Source organism: Streptomyces sp. NPDC059003 (genome assembly GCF_042740445.1).
Taxonomy (GTDB): domain Bacteria; phylum Actinomycetota; class Actinomycetes; order Streptomycetales; family Streptomycetaceae; genus Streptomyces.
In genome coordinates this window covers 1-23,126 of sequence record NZ_JBHYJH010000149.1, presented here as the reverse complement: position 1 = coordinate 23,126, position 23,126 = coordinate 1, and the positions used below count along the sequence as shown (strand labels likewise).

At 67.5% G+C, this 23,126-nt stretch carries 23 protein-coding genes and 1 pseudogene; 12 read left to right on the top strand and 12 right to left on the bottom strand.

Annotation, left to right across the window (positions count from 1 at the left end):
- The first annotated feature begins 160 nt into the window (after positions 1 to 160).
- Positions 161 to 748, top strand: coding sequence for a hypothetical protein (locus ACFWZ5_RS35510; protein ID WP_384891818.1), 588 nt, complete (start codon positions 161 to 163; stop codon positions 746 to 748).
- Positions 749 to 1,113: 365 nt separating this feature from the next.
- Here ACFWZ5_RS35510 and ACFWZ5_RS35505 read toward each other — a convergent pair whose 3' ends face one another.
- Positions 1,114 to 2,091, bottom strand: coding sequence for a polyprenyl synthetase family protein (locus ACFWZ5_RS35505; RefSeq protein ID WP_384891815.1), 978 nt, complete (start codon positions 2,089 to 2,091; stop codon positions 1,114 to 1,116).
- 1,552 nt (positions 2,092 to 3,643) lie between these two features.
- On the opposite strand from ACFWZ5_RS35505, the gene ACFWZ5_RS35500 reads away from it, so the two are divergent.
- The 3 genes from ACFWZ5_RS35500 to ACFWZ5_RS35490 all read left to right on the top strand — a co-directional run bounded on the left by ACFWZ5_RS35500 (position 3,644) and on the right by ACFWZ5_RS35490 (position 5,844).
- The gene (locus tag ACFWZ5_RS35500; protein WP_384891812.1) at positions 3,644 to 4,216 is read left to right on the top strand and encodes a hypothetical protein; all 573 of its coding nucleotides are present in this window, start codon (positions 3,644 to 3,646) and stop codon (positions 4,214 to 4,216) included.
- Between the two features lie 305 nt (positions 4,217 to 4,521).
- Entirely contained in the window at positions 4,522 to 5,478 is a 957-nt protein-coding gene (locus ACFWZ5_RS35495; protein ID WP_384891809.1) for an FAD-dependent oxidoreductase, read from the top strand.
- 9 nt (positions 5,479 to 5,487) lie between these two features.
- Positions 5,488 to 5,844 carry a hypothetical protein gene (locus ACFWZ5_RS35490; RefSeq protein ID WP_384891807.1) on the top strand — a complete coding sequence of 119 codons (357 nt, stop codon included), beginning with the start codon at positions 5,488 to 5,490 and terminating at the stop codon, positions 5,842 to 5,844.
- Between the two features lie 125 nt (positions 5,845 to 5,969).
- Here the strand turns inward: ACFWZ5_RS35490 and ACFWZ5_RS35485 are convergent, their stop codons facing one another.
- The 4 genes from ACFWZ5_RS35485 to ACFWZ5_RS35470 are packed head-to-tail and all read right to left on the bottom strand — an operon-like array spanning position 5,970 to position 8,295.
- The gene (locus ACFWZ5_RS35485) at positions 5,970 to 6,587 is read right to left on the bottom strand and encodes a DUF6545 domain-containing protein (RefSeq protein WP_384891804.1); all 618 of its coding nucleotides are present in this window, start codon (positions 6,585 to 6,587) and stop codon (positions 5,970 to 5,972) included.
- A complete protein-coding gene (locus ACFWZ5_RS35480; protein ID WP_384891801.1) occupies positions 6,542 to 7,078 on the bottom strand; it encodes a hypothetical protein in 537 nt (178 codons plus the stop codon). The genes ACFWZ5_RS35485 and ACFWZ5_RS35480 overlap by 46 nt, the downstream gene beginning before the upstream one ends.
- A complete protein-coding gene (locus tag ACFWZ5_RS35475; RefSeq protein ID WP_384891798.1) occupies positions 7,071 to 7,613 on the bottom strand; it encodes a hypothetical protein in 543 nt (180 codons plus the stop codon). Before ACFWZ5_RS35475 ends, ACFWZ5_RS35480 begins: the two co-directional genes overlap by 8 nt.
- A gap of 58 nt (positions 7,614 to 7,671) precedes the next feature.
- The gene (locus tag ACFWZ5_RS35470) at positions 7,672 to 8,295 is read right to left on the bottom strand and encodes a helix-turn-helix domain-containing protein (RefSeq protein WP_384891795.1); all 624 of its coding nucleotides are present in this window, start codon (positions 8,293 to 8,295) and stop codon (positions 7,672 to 7,674) included.
- A 734-nt stretch (positions 8,296 to 9,029) separates the two neighbouring features.
- Here ACFWZ5_RS35470 and ACFWZ5_RS35465 point away from each other — a divergent pair.
- From ACFWZ5_RS35465 to ACFWZ5_RS35455, 3 genes and pseudogenes are all read left to right on the top strand, one after another.
- Entirely contained in the window at positions 9,030 to 10,241 is a 1,212-nt protein-coding gene (locus ACFWZ5_RS35465; RefSeq protein ID WP_384891792.1) for an MAB_1171c family putative transporter, read from the top strand.
- A 98-nt stretch (positions 10,242 to 10,339) separates the two neighbouring features.
- A pseudogene (locus tag ACFWZ5_RS35460) lies at positions 10,340 to 10,450 on the top strand (TIGR03842 family LLM class F420-dependent oxidoreductase); the annotation flags it as partial.
- A 194-nt stretch (positions 10,451 to 10,644) separates the two neighbouring features.
- Positions 10,645 to 10,782: a hypothetical protein gene (locus tag ACFWZ5_RS35455; protein ID WP_384891789.1), complete on the top strand. Its 138-nt coding sequence runs from the start codon at positions 10,645 to 10,647 to the stop codon at positions 10,780 to 10,782.
- A 90-nt stretch (positions 10,783 to 10,872) separates the two neighbouring features.
- On the opposite strand, the gene ACFWZ5_RS35450 is transcribed toward ACFWZ5_RS35455, so the two are convergent.
- Together ACFWZ5_RS35450 and ACFWZ5_RS35445 are read right to left on the bottom strand one after the other, a co-directional pair.
- Positions 10,873 to 12,285 carry a MarR family transcriptional regulator gene (locus ACFWZ5_RS35450; RefSeq protein WP_384891786.1) on the bottom strand — a complete coding sequence of 471 codons (1,413 nt, stop codon included), beginning with the start codon at positions 12,283 to 12,285 and terminating at the stop codon, positions 10,873 to 10,875.
- Between the two features lie 1,096 nt (positions 12,286 to 13,381).
- The gene (locus tag ACFWZ5_RS35445) at positions 13,382 to 14,062 is read right to left on the bottom strand and encodes a hypothetical protein (RefSeq protein WP_384891821.1); all 681 of its coding nucleotides are present in this window, start codon (positions 14,060 to 14,062) and stop codon (positions 13,382 to 13,384) included.
- Between the two features lie 692 nt (positions 14,063 to 14,754).
- Here ACFWZ5_RS35445 and ACFWZ5_RS35440 point away from each other — a divergent pair.
- Positions 14,755 to 15,000 (top strand): hypothetical protein, encoded by a 246-nt coding sequence (locus tag ACFWZ5_RS35440; protein WP_384891783.1) that lies wholly within the window; start codon positions 14,755 to 14,757, stop codon positions 14,998 to 15,000.
- Between the two features lie 47 nt (positions 15,001 to 15,047).
- Here the strand turns inward: ACFWZ5_RS35440 and ACFWZ5_RS35435 are convergent, their stop codons facing one another.
- On the bottom strand, positions 15,048 to 15,722 hold the full coding sequence (locus tag ACFWZ5_RS35435) for a hypothetical protein (RefSeq protein WP_384891780.1): 675 nt from the start codon (positions 15,720 to 15,722) through the stop codon (positions 15,048 to 15,050).
- The gene (locus tag ACFWZ5_RS35430; protein ID WP_384891777.1) at positions 15,608 to 15,967 is read right to left on the bottom strand and encodes a recombinase family protein; all 360 of its coding nucleotides are present in this window, start codon (positions 15,965 to 15,967) and stop codon (positions 15,608 to 15,610) included. The genes ACFWZ5_RS35435 and ACFWZ5_RS35430 overlap by 115 nt, the downstream gene beginning before the upstream one ends.
- Before the next feature lie 281 nt (positions 15,968 to 16,248).
- Between ACFWZ5_RS35430 and ACFWZ5_RS35425 the strand changes: the two genes are divergently transcribed.
- Together ACFWZ5_RS35425 and ACFWZ5_RS35420 are read left to right on the top strand one after the other, a co-directional pair.
- A complete protein-coding gene (locus ACFWZ5_RS35425) occupies positions 16,249 to 16,614 on the top strand; it encodes a hypothetical protein (protein ID WP_384891774.1) in 366 nt (121 codons plus the stop codon).
- A 1-nt stretch (position 16,615) separates the two neighbouring features.
- On the top strand, positions 16,616 to 17,644 hold the full coding sequence (locus tag ACFWZ5_RS35420) for a hypothetical protein (protein ID WP_384891771.1): 1,029 nt from the start codon (positions 16,616 to 16,618) through the stop codon (positions 17,642 to 17,644).
- A gap of 55 nt (positions 17,645 to 17,699) precedes the next feature.
- Here the strand turns inward: ACFWZ5_RS35420 and ACFWZ5_RS35415 are convergent, their stop codons facing one another.
- Positions 17,700 to 19,733 (bottom strand): transposase, encoded by a 2,034-nt coding sequence (locus tag ACFWZ5_RS35415; protein WP_384891768.1) that lies wholly within the window; start codon positions 19,731 to 19,733, stop codon positions 17,700 to 17,702.
- Between the two features lie 603 nt (positions 19,734 to 20,336).
- Between ACFWZ5_RS35415 and ACFWZ5_RS35410 the strand changes: the two genes are divergently transcribed.
- Entirely contained in the window at positions 20,337 to 21,485 is a 1,149-nt protein-coding gene (locus ACFWZ5_RS35410; protein ID WP_384891766.1) for an aminotransferase class I/II-fold pyridoxal phosphate-dependent enzyme, read from the top strand.
- Positions 21,486 to 22,141: 656 nt separating this feature from the next.
- On the opposite strand, the gene ACFWZ5_RS35405 is transcribed toward ACFWZ5_RS35410, so the two are convergent.
- Both ACFWZ5_RS35405 and ACFWZ5_RS35400 read right to left on the bottom strand, forming a co-directional pair.
- Positions 22,142 to 22,453 (bottom strand): hypothetical protein, encoded by a 312-nt coding sequence (locus ACFWZ5_RS35405; protein ID WP_384891763.1) that lies wholly within the window; start codon positions 22,451 to 22,453, stop codon positions 22,142 to 22,144.
- Positions 22,454 to 22,538: 85 nt separating this feature from the next.
- Positions 22,539 to 22,856 (bottom strand): hypothetical protein, encoded by a 318-nt coding sequence (locus ACFWZ5_RS35400; protein WP_384891760.1) that lies wholly within the window; start codon positions 22,854 to 22,856, stop codon positions 22,539 to 22,541.
- Between the two features lie 81 nt (positions 22,857 to 22,937).
- Here ACFWZ5_RS35400 and ACFWZ5_RS35395 point away from each other — a divergent pair.
- Positions 22,938 to 23,126, top strand: a 189-nt coding sequence (locus ACFWZ5_RS35395) for a hypothetical protein (protein WP_384891757.1), incomplete at its 3' end; no start/stop codon positions are given.

The following is a 23,126-nucleotide window of genomic DNA, read 5'->3' as shown; positions in this document are numbered from 1 at the left end:
GCCGACCTCGACCAGCTCGAACGTGCCCTGCGTCACGGTCTACGCCAACTCCAGTCCGCGTGCACCGTCCGGACCCACCGCCGCCAAGCCCGCAAGCGGATCGCCATCGAACTCGGCCTCGACCTGGACCTGAGTGACGACGAGGGAAAGGAGTAAGAGCGTGCCGCACAATTTCGATGACGTTCTCCGCCAGGCCGCCATCCCGGACACAGTCACCGAAGGCGTCCTCGACGACCTCAAACAGGAAGTCGTCCGTGACGTCTCCGCCGTGCTGATCTTTGGCATCCGCCCCGCGACCGATGGCCAGCTCCTCACCGCCATCGACCGTGCCGAGTCGGAACTGTGGGCCCTGTCCACCGAGTTCCTCTACAGCGACGCCGCCGCCGAACACCTGGCCCGCATCGCCGACGAACTCAGCGACGCCGAGGGAGCCCTGCACTTCGGCTGCCTGCTCAACCTCGCCCACCGCCCGGACGGCGCACTGTGGTGGTGGCAGTTCGCCGCAGGCGCTGGCAACGCCATCGCCGCCTACTGCCTCTACCTATTCCACCTGCTCCGCGGCGAACTACGTGATGCCCACCACTGGGCAGCCCAGGCCCACCTGCTCGACGCCAACGTCCACCTGACCCCGCCGCCGTCCTGGCGCCTGCACCGCCTGGACAGCCACACCGAGGCACTCCGCGATGTCGTCGAGAGACTGAAAGTCGACGAGATCAACGGCATTCAGTTCCACCACCCCGATCAGTAACTCGCCGACCGGATCGAGGAACTCGCCGAGGCCTGCTGACCTGGGCACCTCGGGGCGTCTCCCGGCCAGCGGCGAGGCCTTACTTCACCCGCCCAGGCGGATTGTCCGGCGGCGTATCCGCCCGGGGCCGGGCGGCGCGGACGCGCTCCCGTCGAGGGCGGCGGGAGCCGGGGCGGATCGGCGGGTCGCTGCTGGCGGCGTTTGATCTGATAGGCCGTCAGGCTGGCGTCGGTGTGGCGGGTGACCTACTCTGCGCCGCTCTCCGAGAGCAGGCCTTCGGTTCACCCCTGCGGTACGGACGTTCCGTCGCGGTGTGCCGGTGCCTCTCCAGCACTCCGGATCATGCGGCTGTCATGGATCGTTGATCAGAGATAGAGGCGGATCCGGGCGGAGTCCTCGACGAGCTCGCGCATCATGGCCAGGTGCTTCTCCTCACCTCCCAACGCGGTCAGGAGGCGGTGTGCCTGGTCACGGATCTCGGTCACATCCTGTTGGTAGCGACGCAGAAGGGCTGGGTCCCTCAGCATCTGCGTCAGGTGCATTCGCGCCGGTTCCGATTGCTGGGCCGCGGCGCACAGCTCCAGGAGCTGCTCCTTGTCCGCCGGCAGTCCGTCCTCGACCGCACAGGCCAGCAAGTACGTCACCGTGCCGTTGCGCAAGTCGTCGTGGCGGCCGGAGAGAATGTCCTCCTGATCGTTGAAGATTTGCCAGAGTATGCCGAAAACATAGCCGAATTCCCGCCACATGGCTGTCCGCTCCGAAGGGGCGCCGGACAGGATTGAGGCCATGGCAGTGATCATCCCGTAGGGTGCACCGGACTTCCCGCGGTATGCGCTGATGACGGATTCTCTGGCGGCACTGCCGGGCTTCTCGCGGAAGTCGCTGAGCTGGCCCTCGACGCCGATAGTCCATCCGTTCAAGAATTCAGTGGTCAGCGCTTTGCGGACCGGTGCTGAGGTATCCAGGTCCTGGATGATCTGGAGAGGCAGGGAGTTTCCCGCAAGAACTGCCGCGAGCAGTGCCTCGTTCCCGCTGAGGGTGCCGGTGCTGACAGGGGAGTGCGCGTCCGCCAGGTCGTCCAGGTAGCAGGCCGACGTCCACCACAGAACATGCACAGCCGCCAGCGGCGTGGCGGGCTCTCCGACCCCCGTCTCGGCTGCGTGGAGCATGATGGGCAAGACGCAGAGCGGGTACTTCAACTGCCGAGCCTGCAAGATCTCGGAAACGGCATCCTTTACCGAATTTGAAGAGTGGACGGGAAGTCGGTCAATGGCTGATTCCAGAGTCTTGTCAATGTCTGAGGACACGTTTCTGTAGAGATCTACGTACGCCAGATCAGTCATTGAAGTCCTCTAATTTGCAACGTATTTGGCATTGGGTCACTGATTCGACCAGTCATGTTGCGGGGCGAGCTAGAGCAATTTTCAGCCACAGCTGGTGCACGGGTTGCGGGATCAGCGGCGGGCGGGGGAGTCGGCGCCCTGCGGGCACCGTGGTGACCACTGGGTCATGCCAGGTCCGCCAGCCAGACGCACGAGATGGGCCCGCTGACTGTCCGGTGGCCTGCGCGCCACAGCATCAGCAACTCCCGTGGCCAGCGGGGATGGGGATGCCGTGCCGGGTGTGCCGTTGTAGTACCACCCTTGTCCCTGAGGGCCGCGTCCGCGGGCCCAGATGGCGGCAGCTCACCCCACACACTGAAAGGAACGAAACGGTCGGCTTCGGTGAAGGCTCAGCGCAGGTGACCCCGACGTCCCCGGTCTGCCACCCTGCCGCCGCCTTCAGGAACCCCGCGCCCCTGTCGTCGTGCGGCCAGCGCAGCTGGCGGACTGTCGTGCCCGGTACAGGCGAGGGAATCGATCCTCTGCCGCCGGGAGAGCTGAGCAGGGCCGACCATGATGATCTGCTCCGTGCTGCACCTTGTCCCACGCGCGATTTCCTCACGGCATCGGCGCCCTTTGCGCTGCAGGAAGCTTTCAGCAGCGCCCGGAAGGGCACTCCCGAAAGCCGCAACACAGGCTCGGATCCCGGCCCCCACGTTGCGCTCTACCGCCCATGAGGCCCCCGGGTCGCAGGTGTCCGCCAGCTGGTAGCCCGCGCGCGGCGCACCGTGCGCAGGGGACGCCCGGCACAGAGCAGCAGTGATTCCTCCTCGGCGTGCCCGGCAGGCGCGGCAGGTGCGCCGTCTGGCAAGTTGGCCGAAACTCGTACGGCTGCAAGATCGGTTGCCGCGGCAGGAATGACCCACTGCATGTCGACGGAACGTGAGGATGTAAGTAGCCTACGGCGCAGCAGTTATGACCGTCATGGTCCATCGGACTCCGTCCCCGCCGGAGTTCCCTCCTTTGCTGCAGCCTCGCGCGGCCTATCAGGTCTGCATATGCTTAACGTTGCTCGCGCGAACACCTGGGTGTCCGGGAGGAGCGGCAGCCGGCGCGCAACCAAATGCCATCCCTGTGTGCGGTACTCCGCCCACGGCACGGTGAGTGGATTGCCCGGCTGATGTCACTGCCCGTCAACGGGACCCCCTCGCGCAGGACCGTCGCGGTGAACCAAGTAATGCCGGGGGCTCTCGGGCCGATGGCTCAAAGCTGATCCCTGACAAGGGCCCACGCAACAGTGCGATCGACTATGGCTGTGTCGCAAGCGATGATTGTGTGCGATGCTGCGCGTTCGCGGAGAGGAAAGAGAGCGGGGAATGCCGGTGATATCAGATTGCCGAGATCGCACCGGCCAAGATCGCTCCATGATCAAGCTGGCCGTTTTCACCCGAAGGCGCACCGCCACGCGTCGTGACCGCGGCCGGGCTCCATACATGTGCCGCCCTGGGTCGGCTGGCGGATACAAGGCTTCAGGGAAGGGCAACGCGGTTGCCGCTCACACGGGGGGTGTTCTGTGAGGGAGGAACTGGCGAAACGGGCCGCAATGCGGCGTCTGCGTCAACGGCTGGTCGACAGCGTGGACGAAAGCCGCCCCACCTCACGGCCGAGCGTCGAAGAACTCTTTCCGGTGTGGTGCGCCCTCCTCAGCCAAGACCGCGAGCACACCGTCGACTTTGAGCTCGTGGCGTTCCCGCCGGCCGCGTCCATCAGCGGGGCGTACTTCCGCGGCCAGGACCGCGATCTGATCGTCGTCGAAGCCAAGACCTCGCCCTTCCACCAGATCACGATCTTCGGCCACGAGATATTCCATCTGTACCGCGGCGGCTGCCGGAAACTGCTCCCACAAGGGCCACCGGCGGCAACACGCTTGCTGACGCAAGTCGCCAATCAGCAGGCCGTCCTGGAAGCGCTCGAGTGCGCCGCGCGGTCGTCGTCCGAGAACCCCATCGAACGCAGGGCCGACAGGTTCGGTGTGCTGCTGTCCGCGCAATGCCGCTGCCTCCTCGCCCCGACCAGCCAGCCCGGTACCACTCCTCTCGCCGAGCGCATCAGAACCTCGCTGGTGCCTGCTGAGGGCCGCCCATGAGGCCACGCGAAGGCCTCAGTGCGACGCGGTATGGGATCCGGCCGTCCGCGCGTTCGTCGAGCAGCTGCCCGCAGAATGCCGCCCGCTGGACAGGGCACTGATCGGGATGGAGCAGTCCACTGCTGAGGCCGTGCTGGGTAATGGGAGCTGGTGTGCTCACTGACGAGGCACGGCACGACGCCGGCCAGCCCGCCTCGTGTAGATCTCTGCTGGTCGAAGGGAGCACCGTGCGCCGGGGCAGCGTGCAGCACGAGTCGGGCTCCGGGGTGGGACCAGGCCACGAGCCACAAGGATGAGGGGCGGACATGCAGCATGTGGTGGTCTTAGGGGGAAGCGTCGCCGGGCTCACGGCAGCCCGTGTTCTGCGGCAATCGCGCGTCCGGGTGACGATCGTCGAGCCGGACGATCCACTTGACGTGAGGCGCAGCGGCGTTCCGCAGCACGACCAGTTGCATGCGCTGTTGGACATGGGCCGCACGCAGATGGACCGCTGGTTTCCCGGGCTGTCCCAGGACTTGGTGGACGACGGCGCGGTGCTGGGGGCGGGCAGCCAGGTGCAGGCCTTCATGGCCGGGGTGCGCAAGGTGAGCGTTCCTGGCAACGAGCTCATCGGCGTCACCCGGGGCCTGCTTGAGTCCCATGTGCGCCGACGCGTTCTGGGCGATGACGGGGTGACCCTGGTGCGGGGCAAAGCCTGCGGGCTGGCCTTTACCAGCACGCGTGTGTCGGCCGTGCGGTACCGCGCGATGGGAAGCGCGCGGGTACACGAGCTCAGGGCGGACGCGGTGGTCGACGCTATGGGCCGCTCCAGCCGGCTGTCGGCGTGGCTCAAGGAGCACGGCTGGCCAGCACCCCCTGTGGAGCGGATGCACATTGACCTCGGCTACGCGACAGCCCTCTTCCGCAGGGCCGGGGAGCTGCCGGAGGTGCGGGTCGCTCATGTGGTGCCTGGTCCTGCTAGGACGACGGCAGAGCAAAGGGACACCGGGGCGCTGGCTGCCGTCGAGGGCGATCGGTGGATGGTGCTGATCGCTGCCTTCGGCGACAGCAAGCCCTCACGTGACCCGCAGGAGTTTCGCAAGCGCATGCAGGACATGCAGGCGCCCCCGTTCGGGGAGATCGCCCGGCAGTGCGAGATGCTCAGTGAAGTCCACACCTACCGGATGGCCCACTCGCAACGGCGCACCTTCACCGCGGTCAAGCGTCTGCCGGGAGGACTCTTTGCCGTCGGCGACAGCGTGGCGTCGTTCAATCCCGTCTAGGGGCAGGGCATGACCTCGGCGGCTCTGCATGCCTCGTGCCTGGCCGCCTACCTGCGCCGGGGCAACGATCTGCGGGCGCCCGCGAACGCGTACTTCGCGCACATCGCGGTTGTCGTGGAAGCCGCATGGCGCCTGTCCACCCTTGCCGACCTCGCCCAGCCGCACGTCAGCAGCCCCTATCCGCCGGGCTATCCCGCTCTCAGGAAGCTCGCAGACATGATCAACACCGCGTCGGTGACGGACCCGCACGTGTATGCGCGCTTCCTCGACGTCGTGAACATGCGCAAGCATCCCGCCGCCCTGAGGTCGCCCGGCTTCCTAATCCGGGTCGCACGCGCGCTACTCGCCCGCCGCGTCGGGCACTGACCGACCCGCATCCGCCGCAGTCGCCGGCCGGGCCCCCGCACTCGCGTGCCCGGCGGCGTGCCGGACCTCGGGGGCCTCGAGGAGCGTGGCCACGCGCACCAGGTGCGCACGCTGGGCCGTCGGACTCAGATCGAGGCCCGGCAGCAGCGGCGGTCCTCGCCCAGCGGCGCCGCACCGCGGCGCTTTTGGTCCACCGCAGCCAGCAGCGTGGCCGCCGCAGCGGCCGCCTGCTGGTCCTCCGGCGTCCAGGCACGTTCAGCGGCCGCGGTGCGGATGTACTCGGCAGGAGCAGGCGACATGTACGGATACAGGCTGCGGGCGGCAGTGAGGATGTCCGTCATCCGGTTCAGGAGGTGCCACTCACGGACATGCAGGAAACCGAGCCGCTCGGCCAGAGGGTCAGGATCGGTGAGCCCGACGGCGGGATCAGCCGAGCGGGTCAGCCGCCACAGCGGAGCCAGCGCGGCGAAATCCTTGCGGTCGGCACGCCAGGCATCGATAGCGGCACCCGAGAACCCCCAGTTGACGATGAAGGCGCCCACCGTGCCCGAGGCGTGGCCCAGGCTGTGCAGCTCCTCCAGGCCCCGCCACCCCAGGGCACCGGTGATCGTGGCAGGGCCGACGCAGGCGACGTACCCGGCGATCCACCAGGTGGAGATGGAGATATGCCGCAGCGCCCGACTGAGCCGGGGGTCGCTCAGCGTGGACAGGGAGCTGCGGCGAAATCGGACTGCCGTGGACAACGATGCGCGTAGGCCAGGGCGCTTTGGAAGGACCCCAGCATGACCAGCGCCCCGGGGTCCTGGCCATAGGTGGCGTTGAAGTCCAGCGGGTGCGGCGCGTCCTCGAGACCGGCCACAAGAAAGCCGGTCACCATCCCCGCCGCAGCTATCGCATAGATCACCAGCGGTCTGAGGAGGATGCTTCGTGCACTGCGCCGCTCGCCATGGCGATGCCATAGCAGGGACATGACATGGGTCAGGACGAAGAAGCCGAGGATGCAGAAGAACACCAGCAGTTCGGAGAGGTTCTGGCTGCCTGTGAGAGCGGCGATCGACCGGTACACCACGGGCGACGCCAGCAGGAACGCGCCTGCGCCGACCGTTGAGGAGACGGCGATGAGCAGCAGCGCCGACGACCGCTCGCGGCGCCACGCCCAGACTTTGGCGGCCGTCGTGCAGAGACCGATACCGGCGACGAGAAGGTAGATGCCGCTGGCTATGTCTTCAGACACCCGTCCCCCTGTGCCGCAGAGCGGAGTTGAGCGAGGCCGACTCCGCGCTGGTTTCGCGGGTGACGATCAGTCCGACGATGGTGCGCCCCAAGATCTCGGCCTCCCGTTCCGGCGGTGTGTCACTGTCTGTGTGGTGCGGGCCGTGGCTGTCGAAATATGTCCGGCCGAGCATCATGCGCGCGACAGCCGGGTTGAGTGAGGGCAGCAGGCTGCGCAGCAGTTCTTCCTCGCTGACGTCGTGGCCGTGTACATCGGGGTCGTGGCCGAGATACACGTGGGCGAGCTCATGGGCGATTACGCAGAGCTGCAGAAGGCGGGGGGGGGACACCTTGTCCACGAGCATGATCAGTTCGGTGTCGGCATGGAACAGGCCGCCCGTGAAGGGGTGTCGCATGGCCACGTAGTGGATGCGGATGCTCTTTCCGCAGATGCGGCTGACTGCTGCGACGGCGTCGTCCAGGCTGGGTTGCGGGGGCAGATCGGTCGCAGCGCGGAATTGCTGGCGCAGCTTTCGGTGGCTGTGTCCTTCACGCACGCTGGCCGCCACTGCTCTGAAGGCCGCCCTGAGCCTTCTGCCCCTCACTGCACGCTCCCTATCCGACATCGGTGGTGCTGTCCGGCTGGCCTCGTGTCGTGGGGAACGTTCCGAGGATGCGCCCCAGGACTGCGGGAATTCTGCCGTCCGCGCGGGATGCGCTGCGGAGGGCCAGTGCGACCTCGATCTGTTCTTTCACGTTGGTGACTGCAGGATCGTTGTCTGCTGCGGTGAAGAACTCCGCTCCCGACGACTCGACACCGAAATGCCTGGAGAGCGCCTCAAGCGGTGCGTCGGTGAAGAAGGTGGTGTCGACACCGAAGAATTGGGCAAAGGCCACGGTGGAGTCGAGGGAGGGGCCGGAAGGCGACTTCTCTGGGTCGCACAGGTTGTACAGCCATCTCCTGCTCTTCCCGCACGCCTCAGCGGCGTCCGTCATGGTTCGCGGCGCCAGGCGCGTCGTCAAGAGGTGGGTGAGCCTGGCACGAAAGAGCTCGGCGGGGGTAGGCACGGGCAGTGGCTCGCCCGAGCGCAGCCTCACGATCTCCTCTACGGACACGCCGACGGCCAGGCTGACCCTCTCATTGCTCTGAGGACCTTCACCGCGGGGGAAAACTGTCTGGAAAAGGTAGTTGAGGCGCTCTGCTATCCGTTGCTCCTCGATCCTCCACGCGCAACTCATCCACACCGTCCTGACCTGCTAATCCCCCTCCAAGGAGGGTCGGAGGCGGGTCTTTGTCCCCTTGCCGCCGGGTTCCGAGGCGGCTGCCTCGAAGGCTGCTGTCCGCCATCGCGCCGTGAGCCTGCAGTACGAGAGGCGGCACCGGAGATTCTCGCTCAGTGCGAGTGCCCGGCCCGGCAAGCCTAATGGCCTTTGGGCTACGGGCTGGCGGATTCTTCAGATTGAACACCTTCCGACTTACGGATGCCCGATTAGTCCAGGAACCGCCCGAGTGTAAAGCATTGATTGACACCCGGGAATGGGCTCCACCAGGATCAATGCTGCAGTATCCACGGGAAGTTCACTTCTGAAGCATCGACTCCGATGCGTAGACGCACAGAGCCGCTAAGGAGGTTCTACGCGCGTTGCGCGACGTGAAGGACCTGAACTCCACGTCCAGCGCCTGCTCGTGGACTGCACCGGAACCAGCGAGGAGGTCGGCCCCGCACGTTGGACACACCACTGACGCTCGCCTCTCACCGCGGCGCTTCACGGCCCACGCCTTCCCTCCGCGCGGTGCCGGGCCAACAGCGCTTCCCAAGGGCGCAGGCTCACGGAATGCCGCGAATTCAGCCGGTGAGCGACGGGCCAGCACTCCGCCCGCTAGCACTGAGACAGGACGAGGATCCGCGCGACGTCAACGCACCGTCTCCAGGCTCTCCACGCCTACGAACCCACAACTCTGCGAGCGGCCCGTGAACAGCACCGTCTATTACGTGGCCGCCATCGCCCTGGCGACCGCACTGGCCGTCAAGGTGCCCGCCATGGTCCGGGCCTGGCACGAGGTCCGGGTCCGCTGCGTGTTCTTGGTGATGGCCCTTGCGGCCTCGGGCTTCGTCAGCGCCGCGCCACCCTCCGCCGCCGCAGTTAACGACCTCACCGGTATCCCGAACTTCGCCGGCCCGCTGGTCTACTGCCTCATGACAGCATTCAGCGCCTCCTGCACGGTCCTGCTCGTCCACTGGCGCGGCGGTCACCCCCGGCAGGTACGACGAACCGCACGGAACTGGATCGCCGCCTACAGCACCATCGCGCTCACCCTCATCGGCCTGTTCTCACTCGGCGACGCCCCCGTCGAGCGGGTCAGGGACCTGGACACCTACTACGCCAACACACCGTTCATCCGCGAGATGATCGTGCTTTACCTCCTCGCCCATGCCGTAGCAGCCATTGCCATGGCCACGCTGTGCTGGCGCTGGCTCCACGACATGGGAGGCTGGCTGCGCGCCGTACTGCTGTGCCAAGTGGGGGCCGCGGCAGGGCTGCTGGCATTCGACCTGGCAAAACTGACCGCAGTTGCCGCCCGCTGGATGGGCCAGAACTGGGACGACCTGAGCACCTCCGTAGCCCCACCCTTCGCCTCGGCCAGCTCCGTAATCAGCGCCATCGGCTATACCCTGCCGCTCGCAGGACCTCACCTGAGCCGGGCTCACTGCCACTGGACCCAGTACCGCGCACTCGCCCCGCTGTGGCACGAGGTACGCCCCAAGGATGCATCCAGGTGCGACGCCCAGCGCACCCTTTGGTGGGCCCCACCCAGCGTCTGGCTCACGGAGCGAGAGACCTCCATCGGCGATGAGCTGCTCAGGCTCTCGCGCTATCGCGATACGGACCTGCGCACGGCAGCGCTGAGGCGGGCCCTCGCCGCCGGATCGCCCCATGCTGAGGCCGAGGCCATCGCCGACGCGGCCGACATCGCCCAGGCCGCCGTCACCGCCTCGGCGCAGGTAGCAGCCCGACCAGAAGACCAACCAGGTGCACCCGAGACTGCAGAACCGTCGACCACCATCACGCCCCGGCCCTGCCAGGACCTCGTGAAGATCGCACACGCGCTGGCATCCTCCCCGATCGTGGACGCCGCCCGTGAACAGGCACGTGAAGACGCTGTGCGCCAGCAGCCCACCTGAGGCCGTGCTCGACGAGCCGTCGAGCCCACCGACTGAGCCTCGACGACAGCCGGGGTGCACATCCAGGAAGCTCCGTGCCCTGAAGCGCCTGCGGGGGGAGAGCGCGCGGGCCTCGGCCGGTGCTCCAGACCGCCGTCCGGCTCGGCGAGGCCGTCAACGTCATCTGTAACCTCGCCGAAGGCCGCGAGGCGATCGTCGACAGTGATCCGCCGTCCTGCACCCTTACCGGGCCCGCGGGGTGCGATGCGCCGCCGAACTCGACGAGCGCGCCCGCGTCTTCCTCGCCCACCACCACTGACATCGCAATGAGGGGGGAGCAAGCAGCCTTGGCAACGGGGAAGGCGACGGACCGGGGCGCTTCACGCTCCCGGTCGCCGGTGCCCTGGTCATCCGCACCGGCCGGATGCCCGACGGCCTGGAGATGACCTTCGAGGACGCGTGCACCCGGCTCGGCGTCGCCCCGCGTGAGGACGGGTATGCACTATGGGCACTCGCCGGGCGGCACCAGGACACCGGGCAGCCCTCAAGCAACTGCTGGTGACCAGTCGACCAGACCGAGACCGCGCTGTCACTGTGGCGGATAGACTTTGAGGCCGCCCCGCCCCCGCTCGTGGACCTCCGCCCGGAGTACCTAGCGAAGAACAGCCTGAGGCGAATGGCCAAGTCGGCTGCCCGCTCCAGGCCCCACTCCATGCGCGCTCCCCTCCCGGTGTTCCTGGAGACCATCGCCACCGTGGTCGAGGATCCAGCAGCCATCTGAAGCGATGTAGAGGTCTCTGATGATCTCTTCAGTGACTGGGTCAACAGCCTGGCCATCTGGGGAGAGATGCTCAGGAGAGGCTCGAGATGGGTGCGGAATGGACACGCTTGGACGGCGGTGCTCGGTCAGCCGCAGCAGCACCAGTCGCCAGACATCACGCTGCTGTCGGTGACGGGCTCGGCGGCGGCGGGCGGCGCCGAGCGTGCCCAGCCGGTGGGCTGCGTGTACCCACCCCTCCACAGGCCGAGGGCAGTCCTCCTTGGCAGCCTCGATCCCTTCCAGCCCAGTCGGTGACAGGTAGCACAATTCGCCAACACGTCTCACCAGCCCCAGGTCCTGTAACCGGGTGATCTGGCGATAGGCGGTGGAACGCGAAACGCAGGCGGTGCTCTGGAGCTGCCCAATGGTCTGGCCGTCATGCTCGGCCAGTGCTGCTACCACTGCTAATCCGCTGCCTCCCAGACCGTGATGGGCAAAGGCGTCCAGGCCCATCAGGGCAGTGGCGACACGGGAGTTGATATCGGCATCCCCGAGAGGCTGTCTCGCGGTTGGACCATTCATGGCCCCCCCAGCCTGTGGCCCCTGGGGGGTGGACTGGAGTTGAGACAGAGACACGTGGGACATGAGCATCCAGCGGGCTCCGTGCCGTGCAGAACCATGATTGAGCTGGCGCAGCAGGCGAGTCTGCAGCAGTCGTTGGTTGGAGTTGCGGGCGGTGGCCCGGCTGCACCCCATCCGTTCGGCCAGCTCACGCTCGGATACGGTGTGGTCCCAGCCGCCGGTCTGTTCGCAGATCGCGATGCGTGCCAGGAGGTTGCGCAGGTCGGTTTTCCCGGCGATTCCCTGCCAGGGAGTGCGTTCTATGCGGGTGCGGAGCGCGGCCAGGGAGGCGTGGAAGTCGTGGCGGGAGGCGAGGCGATCGGTGGAGTGCACGTGCTGCCGTGCGCCCTTCCAAGCGCGGTGCAGCCAGGCAACTGCGTGGTCGTGCCCGCGGCGGTGCAGTAAGCCTCGGGCGTCATGCCCGCCCTTGTAGGGGCCATCGAGCATGATCTGGAAGAAATCGGACTCACGCCAGCCAGCACGTACAGCATCGGCCGCGATGGCCCGGGTTGTGGCCCATGCATGTGCGGAGGTGCGCTGACCGCAACGAGAGCTGCCGCAGTCGTAGGCGCCGTGAATGTCGCCCTCCACCAAGAGGGCGTGAATGCGTCTGGACAATGCCGGCAGGGCAGTTAAAAGCCCGCCACGTTCCGTGCGTTGAGGCATGCCGGCAGCGGCGGTCATGAGCCTGGGCCTTGCTGGCACAAGCGTCCCACCGTGGTGTAGCCACAGCGCAGGCAGCAGGGCGGTATGTGGACGGCTGCTCGCGGGGCGCGCTGGTGCCGGAGATGACGCGTTACGCCAGGAGGCACACTTCCTACGGGCATCCATGGCGCGGTGAAGGGGCGGCTGTGGATGAGGTCCTCAGGCTCGAGACGCGCTGAGTTAGGCAGCGGCGAGTGACAAACAACAGCAGTCTGCTGCATGATGAGTGCGATCCGTTCCAGAGTCGTGGAACGTCGGTGCCCCGTGGCTGGGGTTCGAGCTCCGGATGGGAGTGATTTGCCCGGTCCTTCCGGCAAGAAGGGCAGGGGCTCGTTCGACGGTAGGTCGGACGGTGATGTTGGCCACGGCACAGACGAGGTGGCAGAACCTCTCTTGCCTGTGGCGAGGTCTGGGCGCGTCGGCAAACGCGGCCAGACCGTTGTGGGGAGCTACGTCATGGTTGTGCCCTCCTTGAGGTCTCCTGTGTCAAGGCCGGTTACGTCGTCCTCCTCGGCTGGAGCCGGAGGCTGGGCGGGCGGCACGCGGCGCCGCCCGGAGTGGTCGAACAGGCATGCTGGGCCCGGGCGGCGGCGTCATCTTCCAGGTGCATGAGGGCAACGGAGCTCGCGGCAGTCCTCTCGGGGCATGCGGCAGAGTGAAGGACCGTGGGCGGTGTTAAGGCGGCAGGAAGTGCTGGAGGGTCACGCCACCACCCGCGGTACATCCCATGTCCCCCTTGCTTCGCCGGGTGGTCGCCGTGAACGGGCAACCCTGTTCAGCTCAGAGCCTCGGCCTGCTGACCCACGGCGCGCTCGTAAAGCCGTGCAGCAGGCCCGAATTGATCGCCTGGTTACGCGGGCCCGCGCCTCCTTCGCGGCGCGCTCAGACACCGAGGGGCGGTCGAGCTCTAGATGACCGTCCAGTCTCAGGAACGCTCTGTCGTCACTCGATCCTGGTCGACCTTCACACACGGTGTCAACAATTGGAGGCCTGCGACGTGGCGCCCTCCGGTTGGCGAATGCGGACAGGCGTAGCGAACTGGGTCATGCCACCAGGGCATCAGGGAACCGCGGCGTCAGCCCTGAGGCTTGCTCCGTTCGCGCTGACGCCGTGCAAGCTCCTCGAGGGCCGGAAGAATCTCGGCAAAGTTCAAGGTTCCGTCGGAGGAACCCGTGCGACGCAGGCCCACGGCCTGGATGTCCAGCTCCTGCAGCAACCCGCGCGTGACCATATTGGGCAGTTCCTCGCCGACCAAGGGCCGAAGGAAGGTGATGAGGGCCGCACCTTCGGGGCGCGAGCAGAACCCCTCCGGCACGCGGAAGAACCGCTCAATTCGAGTCGCGTGATCGTTGTTGGGGCCGCGTTCGCCAACGAGGAGGTGACCGACCTGCTGCGCCGAGATGCCGGTGCCGCGGGCGATCCCCCGCAGGGAGTAGGGCTCGCCACTTTCATCATGCCGTGTCTCACGCAAGAACTTGAACCGCTGGACGAACAGGGTGTTGTTGTACGCCTTCAGCTCTTCGCCGTGCGGGGGCGGAGTCAGAGGACAGGCTCCCTGAACCAACTCGCGAACCCGGCTGCGAGGGATCCCCGTTGCATGGGAAACGCGCTGTAGGCTCAGAAGCTGATCGGGGCTCTTGTCCAGGCGCTTGGCGTACTGGGCTACCTGGTCCAGCAGCTGACGGATCTCCAGCTGGTCACTGCGTGCTGCTTCCCCAACGCAGGGGTCGGCCGGTGTGAGATCGGCTGTATTCACCTGACAGTCTCCCCTGAAACCACGACGGCGGGCGCACTGAGCGTAGCCACCCAGCCCCCCTCAGGCCAATGGTGACTCCGATTGTCGAATGGTACGAATGATGCCGCCCTGCAGAGTACGCGGGTTCGCGGAATCCTGCGGAAAGCTCGTACGTGAGCCCTCGCGGCAGCACAACCTCCGCAGGGGAGAGGACAGATGTCCACTGTCGGGCAGCTGCTGAGGCCGTTCAGGATGCCTTAACTGATCGCCTGGTGGAGACGGAGCGGCTTCTGGCACCGGCTTGCTCGCCGCCAAGAGCGTTTGCCGTCCGTGATCGTGCAATCTCGGAATGCGTAACCAATCTTGGTACTTTTTCCTGGCACCCGAGGGTGGCGCCCAGGAGTCCGGCGGGAACCGCCATCGGCAGCCGGTCCAGGGCACGCCCGGGACCGCCAACCTCTAGCTCAGCTGCGGACGGCATGGCCGGCGCGCAGCAGTTCTTGACTACCTTGGCCGAAGTCGCTGTGGCCCCTCAACGCGTTGCGCGCCGTGTCGGAACCAAAGGACATGGCTTACCCCTGCCGCTTCCCTCCAGCGATGAAGAGGTCTTCGTAGGCCGCCATGACGTCCTTGGGGGCCATGCCCCCGATGCGAGGCCCCGGATCGGCGGCACCAGCCAGGCCGTGGGTGCTCCGGGCGAGCCTGGGCAGTGGGTGCTCAGCGAGACCTTCTTCACCACGGTGGACGCCTCGACCGGCGGCGGCCTGTACCGCTCGGTGATCGTGGCCCAGCTCGGCGAGGTCGCCCGCCGCATCCAGGACGGCGTCCCGCCCTCCTTGAAGACCCGGGTGTTCGCGGCGACCGCGGACCTGGCGGCGCTCGCGGGGTGGGTCAGCCATGACTGCGGGAGGCTCCCGCAAGCGCAGCGGTACTGGAGCTACGGCACGTACGCGGGGTAGCGCACTGGCGCCCAAAAGCCGCCAGTTCTTGATCTTGGTGGGCTCTTTCAGCTCCCGGTGTGAGCCCCGAGACCGTTGACGCGGCTCTCGTACTCGCGGCGGGCCTTGCGTTGGGCCGGGACCGCCGCGGTGCCGTCGAGGACCTGGCAGCGGTCGAGGAGTTGGCGATGAACCGCGGGTACGGCAGTGACGCGCAGGGTGTAGCCCTGGCCACGCAGTACGGCCTGGCCCTCGTCGAGCGCGGCTCGCTCGGCGTTGTCCAGCTCGGCGGCGCGGAGGAAGTCGGCGACCTTGCCCGGCATGTCGAGGACAACCTGCGTTTCCGGGGCCGGGGCGCCTGGGTCGACGGCCGTGTACTTGGGCAGGAGGTCGACGACGGCGGTACGGATAGCGCCGCGGCTCACCTGGTGGGCGCGGGCAAGGGCCGCGATGGACCGGCCTTCCAGGTACGCGGTTCGCACGTCGTCGGTCTTGTCGACCGGGATGGCGGGGCGGCGCCCGCCCTTGTTGCCCTTGGCTTCGGCGGCCCGCAGCCCGTCGTACGTCAGCTCGCGCTGGAGATCCCGCTGGAGTTCGCCGGCGGCCGCGAGGGTCTGCACCATGAGTTTCACGGTGGACAGCAGCTCGCCGGTGCGTGGGTGGCGGGCGGTGAGGTCCATCGAGGAGAACGCGCCGTCGTGGATGCGCAGGGCGAGGCGGTCGCGGTGCAGGATGTCGAGCACGTCGAGATGTGGCCCGTGCCCCGGACCAGGCGGAACATCTCGGAGATGTGCACGGTGTCGCCCGGCCTCGCGTACGCGAGGAGGTCGCCGAACTTCGGCCGCTCAAGGGGATGGAGACGGCTGGAGGTGCCAGCCTCCTCCTCGAAGACGACCGGGTTCTCGATCCCGGCCTCGTCCAGGACGAGGTTCTGGCGGTCGGTCGACTGCTGGTCGGTCGACACCCGCTTGTAGACCAGATTGGCCACGCTGTCCCTCGCTTCTGTCGGCGCATCGGACCTCGGGTGTCATCTAACCCTGTCGCCAACCGCCATCGGATCTCATTGGATCTGAGCCGTCGCCAGGCCCCGGAATCACCGGGTTCATTGGACGTACACGGCACCTGTCGTCATCGTTTGCCGACAGGAAGGGAAGCGGTGGCCGCGATGGCGGAGGTGGGTCCGGCCACCCGGCACCCGGGCCCGGGGCGGTCGTTGTACTCCACGAAGCCCCGCCGACCGGTGCGGGCCGGACAGTGGGAGGGCTCCGGGTGAACGAGATCGATCCGTACGACGAGCTGAAGCGGCAGATGACCGAGGCGAAGGAGCGGTTCGCCTCCGAGGCCGACGGCGCGACAATGACCGTGGTCAAGGACGTCGGCGTCCACCGGCACTTGTCGTTCCGGTTCCCGAAGGCGTCCTGGGACTGGTGCGAGATCGTCACGTGGCCCGGGATGCTGACCCTGCGCGGCGGGCTGGGCTGCTGGTCGTTCACCCGCGTCGACGACATGCTCGACTTCTTCCGCCCCAGCCCGAACAACGAGCGGATTGACCCCGTCTACTGGGCGGGGCAGCTGGTTCCCGGCTCGGGGAGCGAGGTCAAGGAGTACGACGCCGCCCTGGTGCCGGTCGGCTGAGATGGCGACGACCCATCTGCGGGCCTGCGATGTTCCCGAGGTCCGCCAGGGCCTGCTCCAGTGGGCCGACGACAACGTCGTACGCGGCCAGCGCGGTTCGGGCGCGATCCAGGTCAACGGCTTCACCGATCCCTTCCTGATGCAGTCGGCCGTACGAGGCGCGGAACAGTTCTTCGTCAACGACCGCATGACGTGGCTAGCGCGTACGACCGGCGAAGAGCTGCCGGTGTGCGCGTTCGACGCGGACGACCTGCCGGACCCGATCGGGTTCCTGCTGTGGTCCGACGACCCGAGCGCACACACCCAGACCCTCGGGCGGCCGCGGGCCGTGCTGTGGTGCCGGGCCGGAATGGCGCTGCGCGTCCTGGTCCTGGACGACGCCGGGCCCTACCGGCGCACCCTGGAGGAGCTCGGCGGCCGGGCCGATCCGACCTGGGCCCGCCAGGTCCGCGGTTCGCTCGCCGGTGACCTGGCCATCGGCTTCGGCGCGACGATCCCGCTGAACACCGAGACCGAGTGGGACGAGGTGAAGCACACCTGGGCCGTTGACAAGCACGGCCGCCCGGCGAAGGACCGGTACGGCGTGGGCGCCGACCGGGTCAACGACATCAACGAGGACCAGCTCCGGATCATCCGGACCCTGCTGGGCACCCTGCTGCTGATCCGCCAACCCGCCGACGCCCGCCGTGCCTTGTGGCAGGCCGACCAGGTACGGCCCGACGCCGCTGCCCGCAAACGCCTGCGCCGGGCTGGTGCCGAGCACCCCGATGCCCCGGTCCGCTACATCACGCTCCGCCAGTCCATCCGGCCCGCCTCCGACGACGACCGCGGCGCCCGCGACACCGCCGGCCGCATCTACCGCCACCAGTGGTTCGTACGGCCGCACCGCCGCACGTACCCCGACCACGACGACCCGACGGGCTACTCCCGTAAGTGGGTCGGCCCCTACCTCGTCACTCCCGAAGGATGCGAGGACGCCCCGATCCTGGGCCGGGAACGTGTCGTCAGCGTCCTCCGCCGGGGCGGGTAAGGGGTCGCCTGCGCCCGCCCCCGCTCCCCCCACGCCACCAAGGACGGGTCCCGGTTCAGGCTGCCTGGCCGAGGCTGGCGGCGGTCAGGTCCTGGTCGCGGAGCTGGGTGAAGTCGACGTCGAGTTTCGGGTCGTACGCCTCGGGCTGGATGCCGAGTCCGTGGGTGGAGTACTCGCCGAAGCGTTTGATGTGTTCGGTCAGGTACGGCGAGATGCGGGCCAGGTCCTCCGGGTCGATGTCCCATCCCTCCTCCAGGAGCTGACGGACGATCTCCGCGATGTCCAGGGCGTTGTGGAAGATCACCGCGTTGGTGAGCAGGGCGTTGAACTTCATCGCCTTCTCCTGCTCGATGGGGTCGTTGTCGGCGAGGACGCCCTGGTTGCCGAAGCCGACCCACTGGGAGAACCGGTTGAACGACTCGACCTTGTTCGTCGCCGCGGTCACCCGCCGGCGCAGCGGCGCATCCGAGAGGTAGCGCTGCTGCACGGTGCGGATTACGCGGCCGACCTCGCGGAACGCGGTGTAGGTGGAGTTCTTGTGCGAGCCCGACCGCAGCCGCTTCAGTAGCGTCGAGGAGGAGATGGCGCCCTCGCGCACGGAGACGGCCACCTTCATCAGGTGCCGGAACTGGGACTCGATCAGGTCCCAGTCGATGACGTTCTTGCCCGCCTCCCCGAACAGCGAGTCGATGTGGACGTACTCGCTTTGCTTGGACGGGCGGTAGAAGGTCAGGCCCTTCCAGTTCCTGGGCATCAGATCGAAGCCCAGCAGGTGCGCCAGGGCGAAAACGGGCACGCTCTGGCCCTGGGTGTCGGCGTGCACGGTGGTCTTGACCTCGGAGGTGTTCTTGAGGAGGGCCTCGATGATGTAGACGGCCTCCCACACCCCGCACGGGATGAAGTGCGTGAACAGCGCGATGTAGGTGTCGGAGATGTGGTGGTAGGCGATCCCGCCAGTTCGCACGCTCGTCTCGGCGAGCAGGTTGTTGAGGTAGGTGTCCATGTGGGTGCCATCGGCTGCCACGGCGGTGCCGTCGCCCCACGCCTGGGAGATGTCGAGGCGGGCGTGCGCGTTGACGAGGTCGGCGATGGCCTCGTTCAGCAGGGTGATGGAGAAGTGCCGGTTGGCGACGTACGACAGCTCGTGTCCGGACACCCCGGGGATGTGCTTGGCCGCCTCGTACGGGCCCATGTTGGTGCCCTTGACGAAGGTGGTCAGCACGTACCGGCCGAACGGGTCCTTCAGCTTGGGGTCGTTGCCCGAGGGCGGTCCGAAGCGGCGCCACCACTCCACCCAGTACGCGGTGCGGGCCACGATCCCCATCAGCGTGCGCTCCGGCATCCGGGCCTTGACCTCCTGCTCCAGGCGCTTCGCCGAGGGCCGCTGCCCCTCGGAACGATGCGGCTTGAGCGACGGGATGCCGGTCTCCGGATCGATGACCAGGCCCTCGTTGTCCGGATACCCGGCATCGGCTGCCGCGGCGGCGCCGCGCAGCTTGTCCTCCAGCTGCCGGCGGAAGGACGCCGCGTCGAACGCACTCGCCTCGCCTTCCTCGCACAGCCCGACCTCGACCAGGTAGTCGGCCAGCTGTTCCTGGATGTCCTCCCACGCGAGCAGCTGCTCGGACCAGTCGGCGTACTCCTCCGAGCCGACCACCCCGACGTCCCCGGTGCGCAGTTCCTCGGCGAGGTGGGTGAAGACCATCGCCTCGAAGTGCTTGCGCACGAACCGGCCCGGCCGGGTCTTGTCGAGCACGGCCTTGCGCCAGTTCTGCGTGGCGAAGGAGATGTCGACGGCTCTGCCGTCCTCGCCGAGTGCGGTGATGTACTCGCCGCGGGCGCTCTCGTGGTTCATCGCGTGCGCGAGCGCGGCCAGCACTCGCCCGTCCTCGGACGTGGTGGTGAACTCCAGCTTCTCCGCCAGGTCGAACATCACCGACCGGTCCCGGCCGAGCTGCCCGTACAGCAGCACCTCCCAGAAGTTGCCGTGATGTGCGGAGACCTTCTCGATCTGCTCGTACTGCCCCGCGCGGTGGCCGCCCGCGGCCTGGCCGGGCTCGGCCGGGGCCACCGGGCCGCGAGCGTCCACTTCGAGGACGCGCTCGCCCTGCGCAGGCCGGGCTTTGAGAGGGTGAAGGTGATGGACCGCGTCGGCCTGGCCGCTGTGCTGTTCGACGAGGGCGAGGCGGAGCGGGGCGCCGCCGAGGATCCGAAGTTGCGCGGACGCCTCGGCCCATCGGTAGAAAGGCTGGGCCGAGAACTGCCTCGTCGACTGAGGGTCAGGGAAGTTCTCATCTGAACATCCTTGCTGGGAACCCACGCGATGCTTTCCCGCCCTGCAGAACTGACAGGGATTACCGCCACCAATCCGTCTCCAATTGTTGACGCCTTGTGCGAGTGTGCTCGAAGATTCGCCCAAGAGAGGCAGGCGCGACTCGCTGCCCGAATGAGCGTTCCGGCAAGGCGCACACGGCAGCACCCCACGGGCACCGTGGCGCCGGACGGGAAACTCACCTGCCAGTCGGCAGGCCTCAGGAAAGGCGCGAACCGCTGACTCAGCCACGGCCCCCGGTTGGACGCGCACTGGCGCAACTACGAGCCCTGCAACACGGGCTCTGTCCTGAGGCGCGCCTCACCCGCCCATCACATCGCGATCAGCCACCTCCAGGCACACTCGGCGAAGGAATCCAGCATGCGGCATGCAAGCAACCTCGTACGCGACCCAAGCCGAGTACAAGGCGGCGACCTAACCGACCTCCCCGAAGGCGCGATCACCCTCGACCTGAGCATCTGCAGCAATCGCTTCGGACCTCCGCCCGAGGCGATTGCTGCCCTTGCCGATCTCATCACGCGCCAGCCGGACAGCCTGACCCCACCGCCCTACCGAGCACAGACCCCGTACCTCGAAGCCTTCGCCCGCAGACTCCACACCGACACTCGACACATGCTCGCGGGATGCGGCGTGACAGAGTTCCTCGCAGCCCTTGCCCGGCTGCTCACCGACAGGCGGGTTGCAGTCATCACGCCGGAGTACACCGGGACGCTCGAGTACTTCGCCTATGCCGACTTCCTGAGCGCCGATCCCGGCGTGCAGGACACCCCGGAGATGCGCTTCCAACGGACGCGCGAAGCAATGATGGCCTATGAGTACGTGGTGCTCTCCAACCCCTCCAATCCCCTGGGCCACTACATTCCCCGGAATGACCTTCTGCGCGTCTGCACCCACAGCCAGCATCGCGGTGCAACGCTGATCGTCGATGAGGAGTACATCGCCTTCCAGGGCAACGGCCGCAGTCTCGCCGGAACGGATCTCTCCAACCTGGTCGTCCTGCAGTCAACCGGAAAGGCCAACGGTATGCCCGGCACCCGTGCAGGCATGCTCTGGACACGGGACACACATCTGCGCGGTGATGTGCAGCGTCTTCTCCTTCCCTGGCTGTACTTGTTGGACATCACGGCGGCGACCGCCGCGCTCCAGGACAATGCGTGGCTGCCCGGAACGCTGGCGAAGATCAAGTCTGACGCGCAGCGGCTACAGCAGTTACTCCAGGGCCGTTTCGGCGCCAGGGTCAGCCCGGCCGACATTCACTACCGCTTCGTGCACCTGGACAATCCATATCCCGCCCATAGGCACCTGCTCAACTACAGAATCAACACACGGTTGTTCTCCGGCGACGAGGCCGGAACGGTACCCGGGCTGCGGCTCGCGGCACCCAGCACGGAAGAAGAGTTCGATCAGGTCCAAGCTGCCCTGGAGACCCTAACCGCAGGAGACGAAAATGCGGATCACCATCGACACTCATGCCGTGCCCTTCGCGGAAGCCCTACGCAGCCTATGTAGCGCTTACGCAGGCACGGGCTCGGCGACATCCCCGTCCTCCTGTTCCAGAAGCGATCAGGCCCCCTATGCAGGGAAGAACGTCCTGGAGCCGCCACCTGCCAACCCCGTGTTCCCTGGAGCCCCGGCCCAGACATCAGCCGCAAGGTAGGTAAGCCGGAAGTGCCCGGACGAGTCCCGCTCTTCCTCTCTAGGCTCCGTCGCTCGCCTGGTTGAGCAACGGAGGCCAACAGGACGGTCGTGCACCTGCTCGCCAAGGTCGAAGCGAGCGCGCTGATGAAGGAACCCCGTCAGGTGCCGAACGGAGATTCCGGCCGGGTCAGTGCAGTACACCGCAGCGGGCGGCAAGAGCGCGCAGTTCGCTCGTCGTCGGCCCGCATACCAAGAACCCGGAGACCATGGCGCGCATCAACGGACGGGCGTGGGCCTTCGAGGGCATGGTGCTCGGCGGCGAGCTTGTGGAGGCATTACCGTCTTCGCCCCTGCTGGGCGAGTGCGGCAGCGACGTCGCCGTAGTAGCGGAAACGGCTCCGCACAGGGCAAGGCATCGACCACGATGGTCCGTGCCGCAGTCAGCGCGGTGCCGCGGGCGCCGGTGGATTTCCGAGTTCAGGTGCAGGGCCACTGTGGCCGGGCTGAAGCCCGCCGTGGTCGCGCAGTCAGGTCGTGCCGCCGAGTTGACGGGCGATGGCTGCGGCCTCGGCGGCGAGTTCCCGCATGCCCGTCTGGTCGCCGGTGCGCGCGACGGTGTATGCGGCGGACTGGATGAGCAGGCCGCGTTCGGCTTGGCCGTCGCGGCCCGCGCGGCGTAGCAGGTGACCGTGCTTGCCATCCAACTCAAGCGCGAGGTCGTGGCGCGGAAGCTGGCGCAGCTGATGCGCTGCGGCCGCTCGCCTGCGTGCGGCCGGGTGGCTGCTCCTGGTCGCGGTCGGCACCGGGGAGCACAGCTCGACCTGGCTCCTGAGGTTCACCGGCAGAGATCGAGTAGTCGTGTGCGTGCCTTGCGAACGCGGACGGCAGTGCTCGGCAGACGCTCGGGAAGATCAATATGCCAGGTCAGCCGTTGAGGTCCCATTCGCGGACGGCCTGGGCGAGTTCCGCCTTGCTCATGCCCGTGGCCTCCTGGTCCTCCCTGAGTCTCTGCTGCAGCGGAATGTGGGGGAGTTGCAGCGGGACCGGTGAACCAGTGTCCCGGTCGGCTTGCATGAGGATGCCCATCGGCTGTGTCGTTGCCGCGGCGTCGTCCTTGGTGAGGGTGCGAAGAAGGGAGTGGGCCCGTTGGGACGTGTCGGCAGCGAGCCTGGCAAGGGTCCGGCCGTCGAACCTGCCGACGGCGGGGAGCACCGGCATGACCGGCTGCTCGGGAGGAGCCATGCCCCGAGGAAGGGGCGGGCGGGCAGCGTGTTCCCCCTCGTCGAAGGCGACATGGGCGGAGGTGACCGGTGGGAGCGGCACGTGCCTGGGACCGTGGCTGTGGAGGAAGGGGTGGTCGGGGTCCTGGAGGCCGGCGAAGAAGCCGACTGGGAGCGGCCGCGGAGCAGGAGAAGGACGAGGGGCATCGCGGCGAGGCAGCGGGCGACCTGGATCAGGGCCGAGGCCGCGTGTTTGCACAGGGCGCTGCGGCTGGAACAGCCGCACGAGGCG

Excerpts from the sequence above, each read along its gene's own strand:
- ACFWZ5_RS35470 (WP_384891795.1), bottom strand. The coding sequence starts at position 8,295 with ATGAGTTGCGCGTGGAGGATCGAGGAGCAACGGATAGCAGAGCGCCTC.
- ACFWZ5_RS35455 (WP_384891789.1), top strand. The coding sequence starts at position 10,645 with ATGCCCGACGGCCTGGAGATGACCTTCGAGGACGCGTGCACCCGGCTC.
- ACFWZ5_RS35410 (WP_384891766.1), top strand. The coding sequence starts at position 20,337 with ATGCGGCATGCAAGCAACCTCGTACGCGACCCAAGCCGAGTACAAGGC.
- ACFWZ5_RS35490 (WP_384891807.1), top strand. The coding sequence starts at position 5,488 with ATGACCTCGGCGGCTCTGCATGCCTCGTGCCTGGCCGCCTACCTGCGC.
- ACFWZ5_RS35450 (WP_384891786.1), bottom strand. The coding sequence starts at position 12,285 with ATGACCGCCGCTGCCGGCATGCCTCAACGCACGGAACGTGGCGGGCTT.
- ACFWZ5_RS35495 (WP_384891809.1), top strand. The coding sequence starts at position 4,522 with ATGCAGCATGTGGTGGTCTTAGGGGGAAGCGTCGCCGGGCTCACGGCA.
- ACFWZ5_RS35505 (WP_384891815.1), bottom strand. The coding sequence starts at position 2,091 with ATGACTGATCTGGCGTACGTAGATCTCTACAGAAACGTGTCCTCAGAC.
- ACFWZ5_RS35400 (WP_384891760.1), bottom strand. The coding sequence starts at position 22,856 with ATGGCTCCTCCCGAGCAGCCGGTCATGCCGGTGCTCCCCGCCGTCGGC.
- ACFWZ5_RS35420 (WP_384891771.1), top strand. The coding sequence starts at position 16,616 with ATGGCGACGACCCATCTGCGGGCCTGCGATGTTCCCGAGGTCCGCCAG.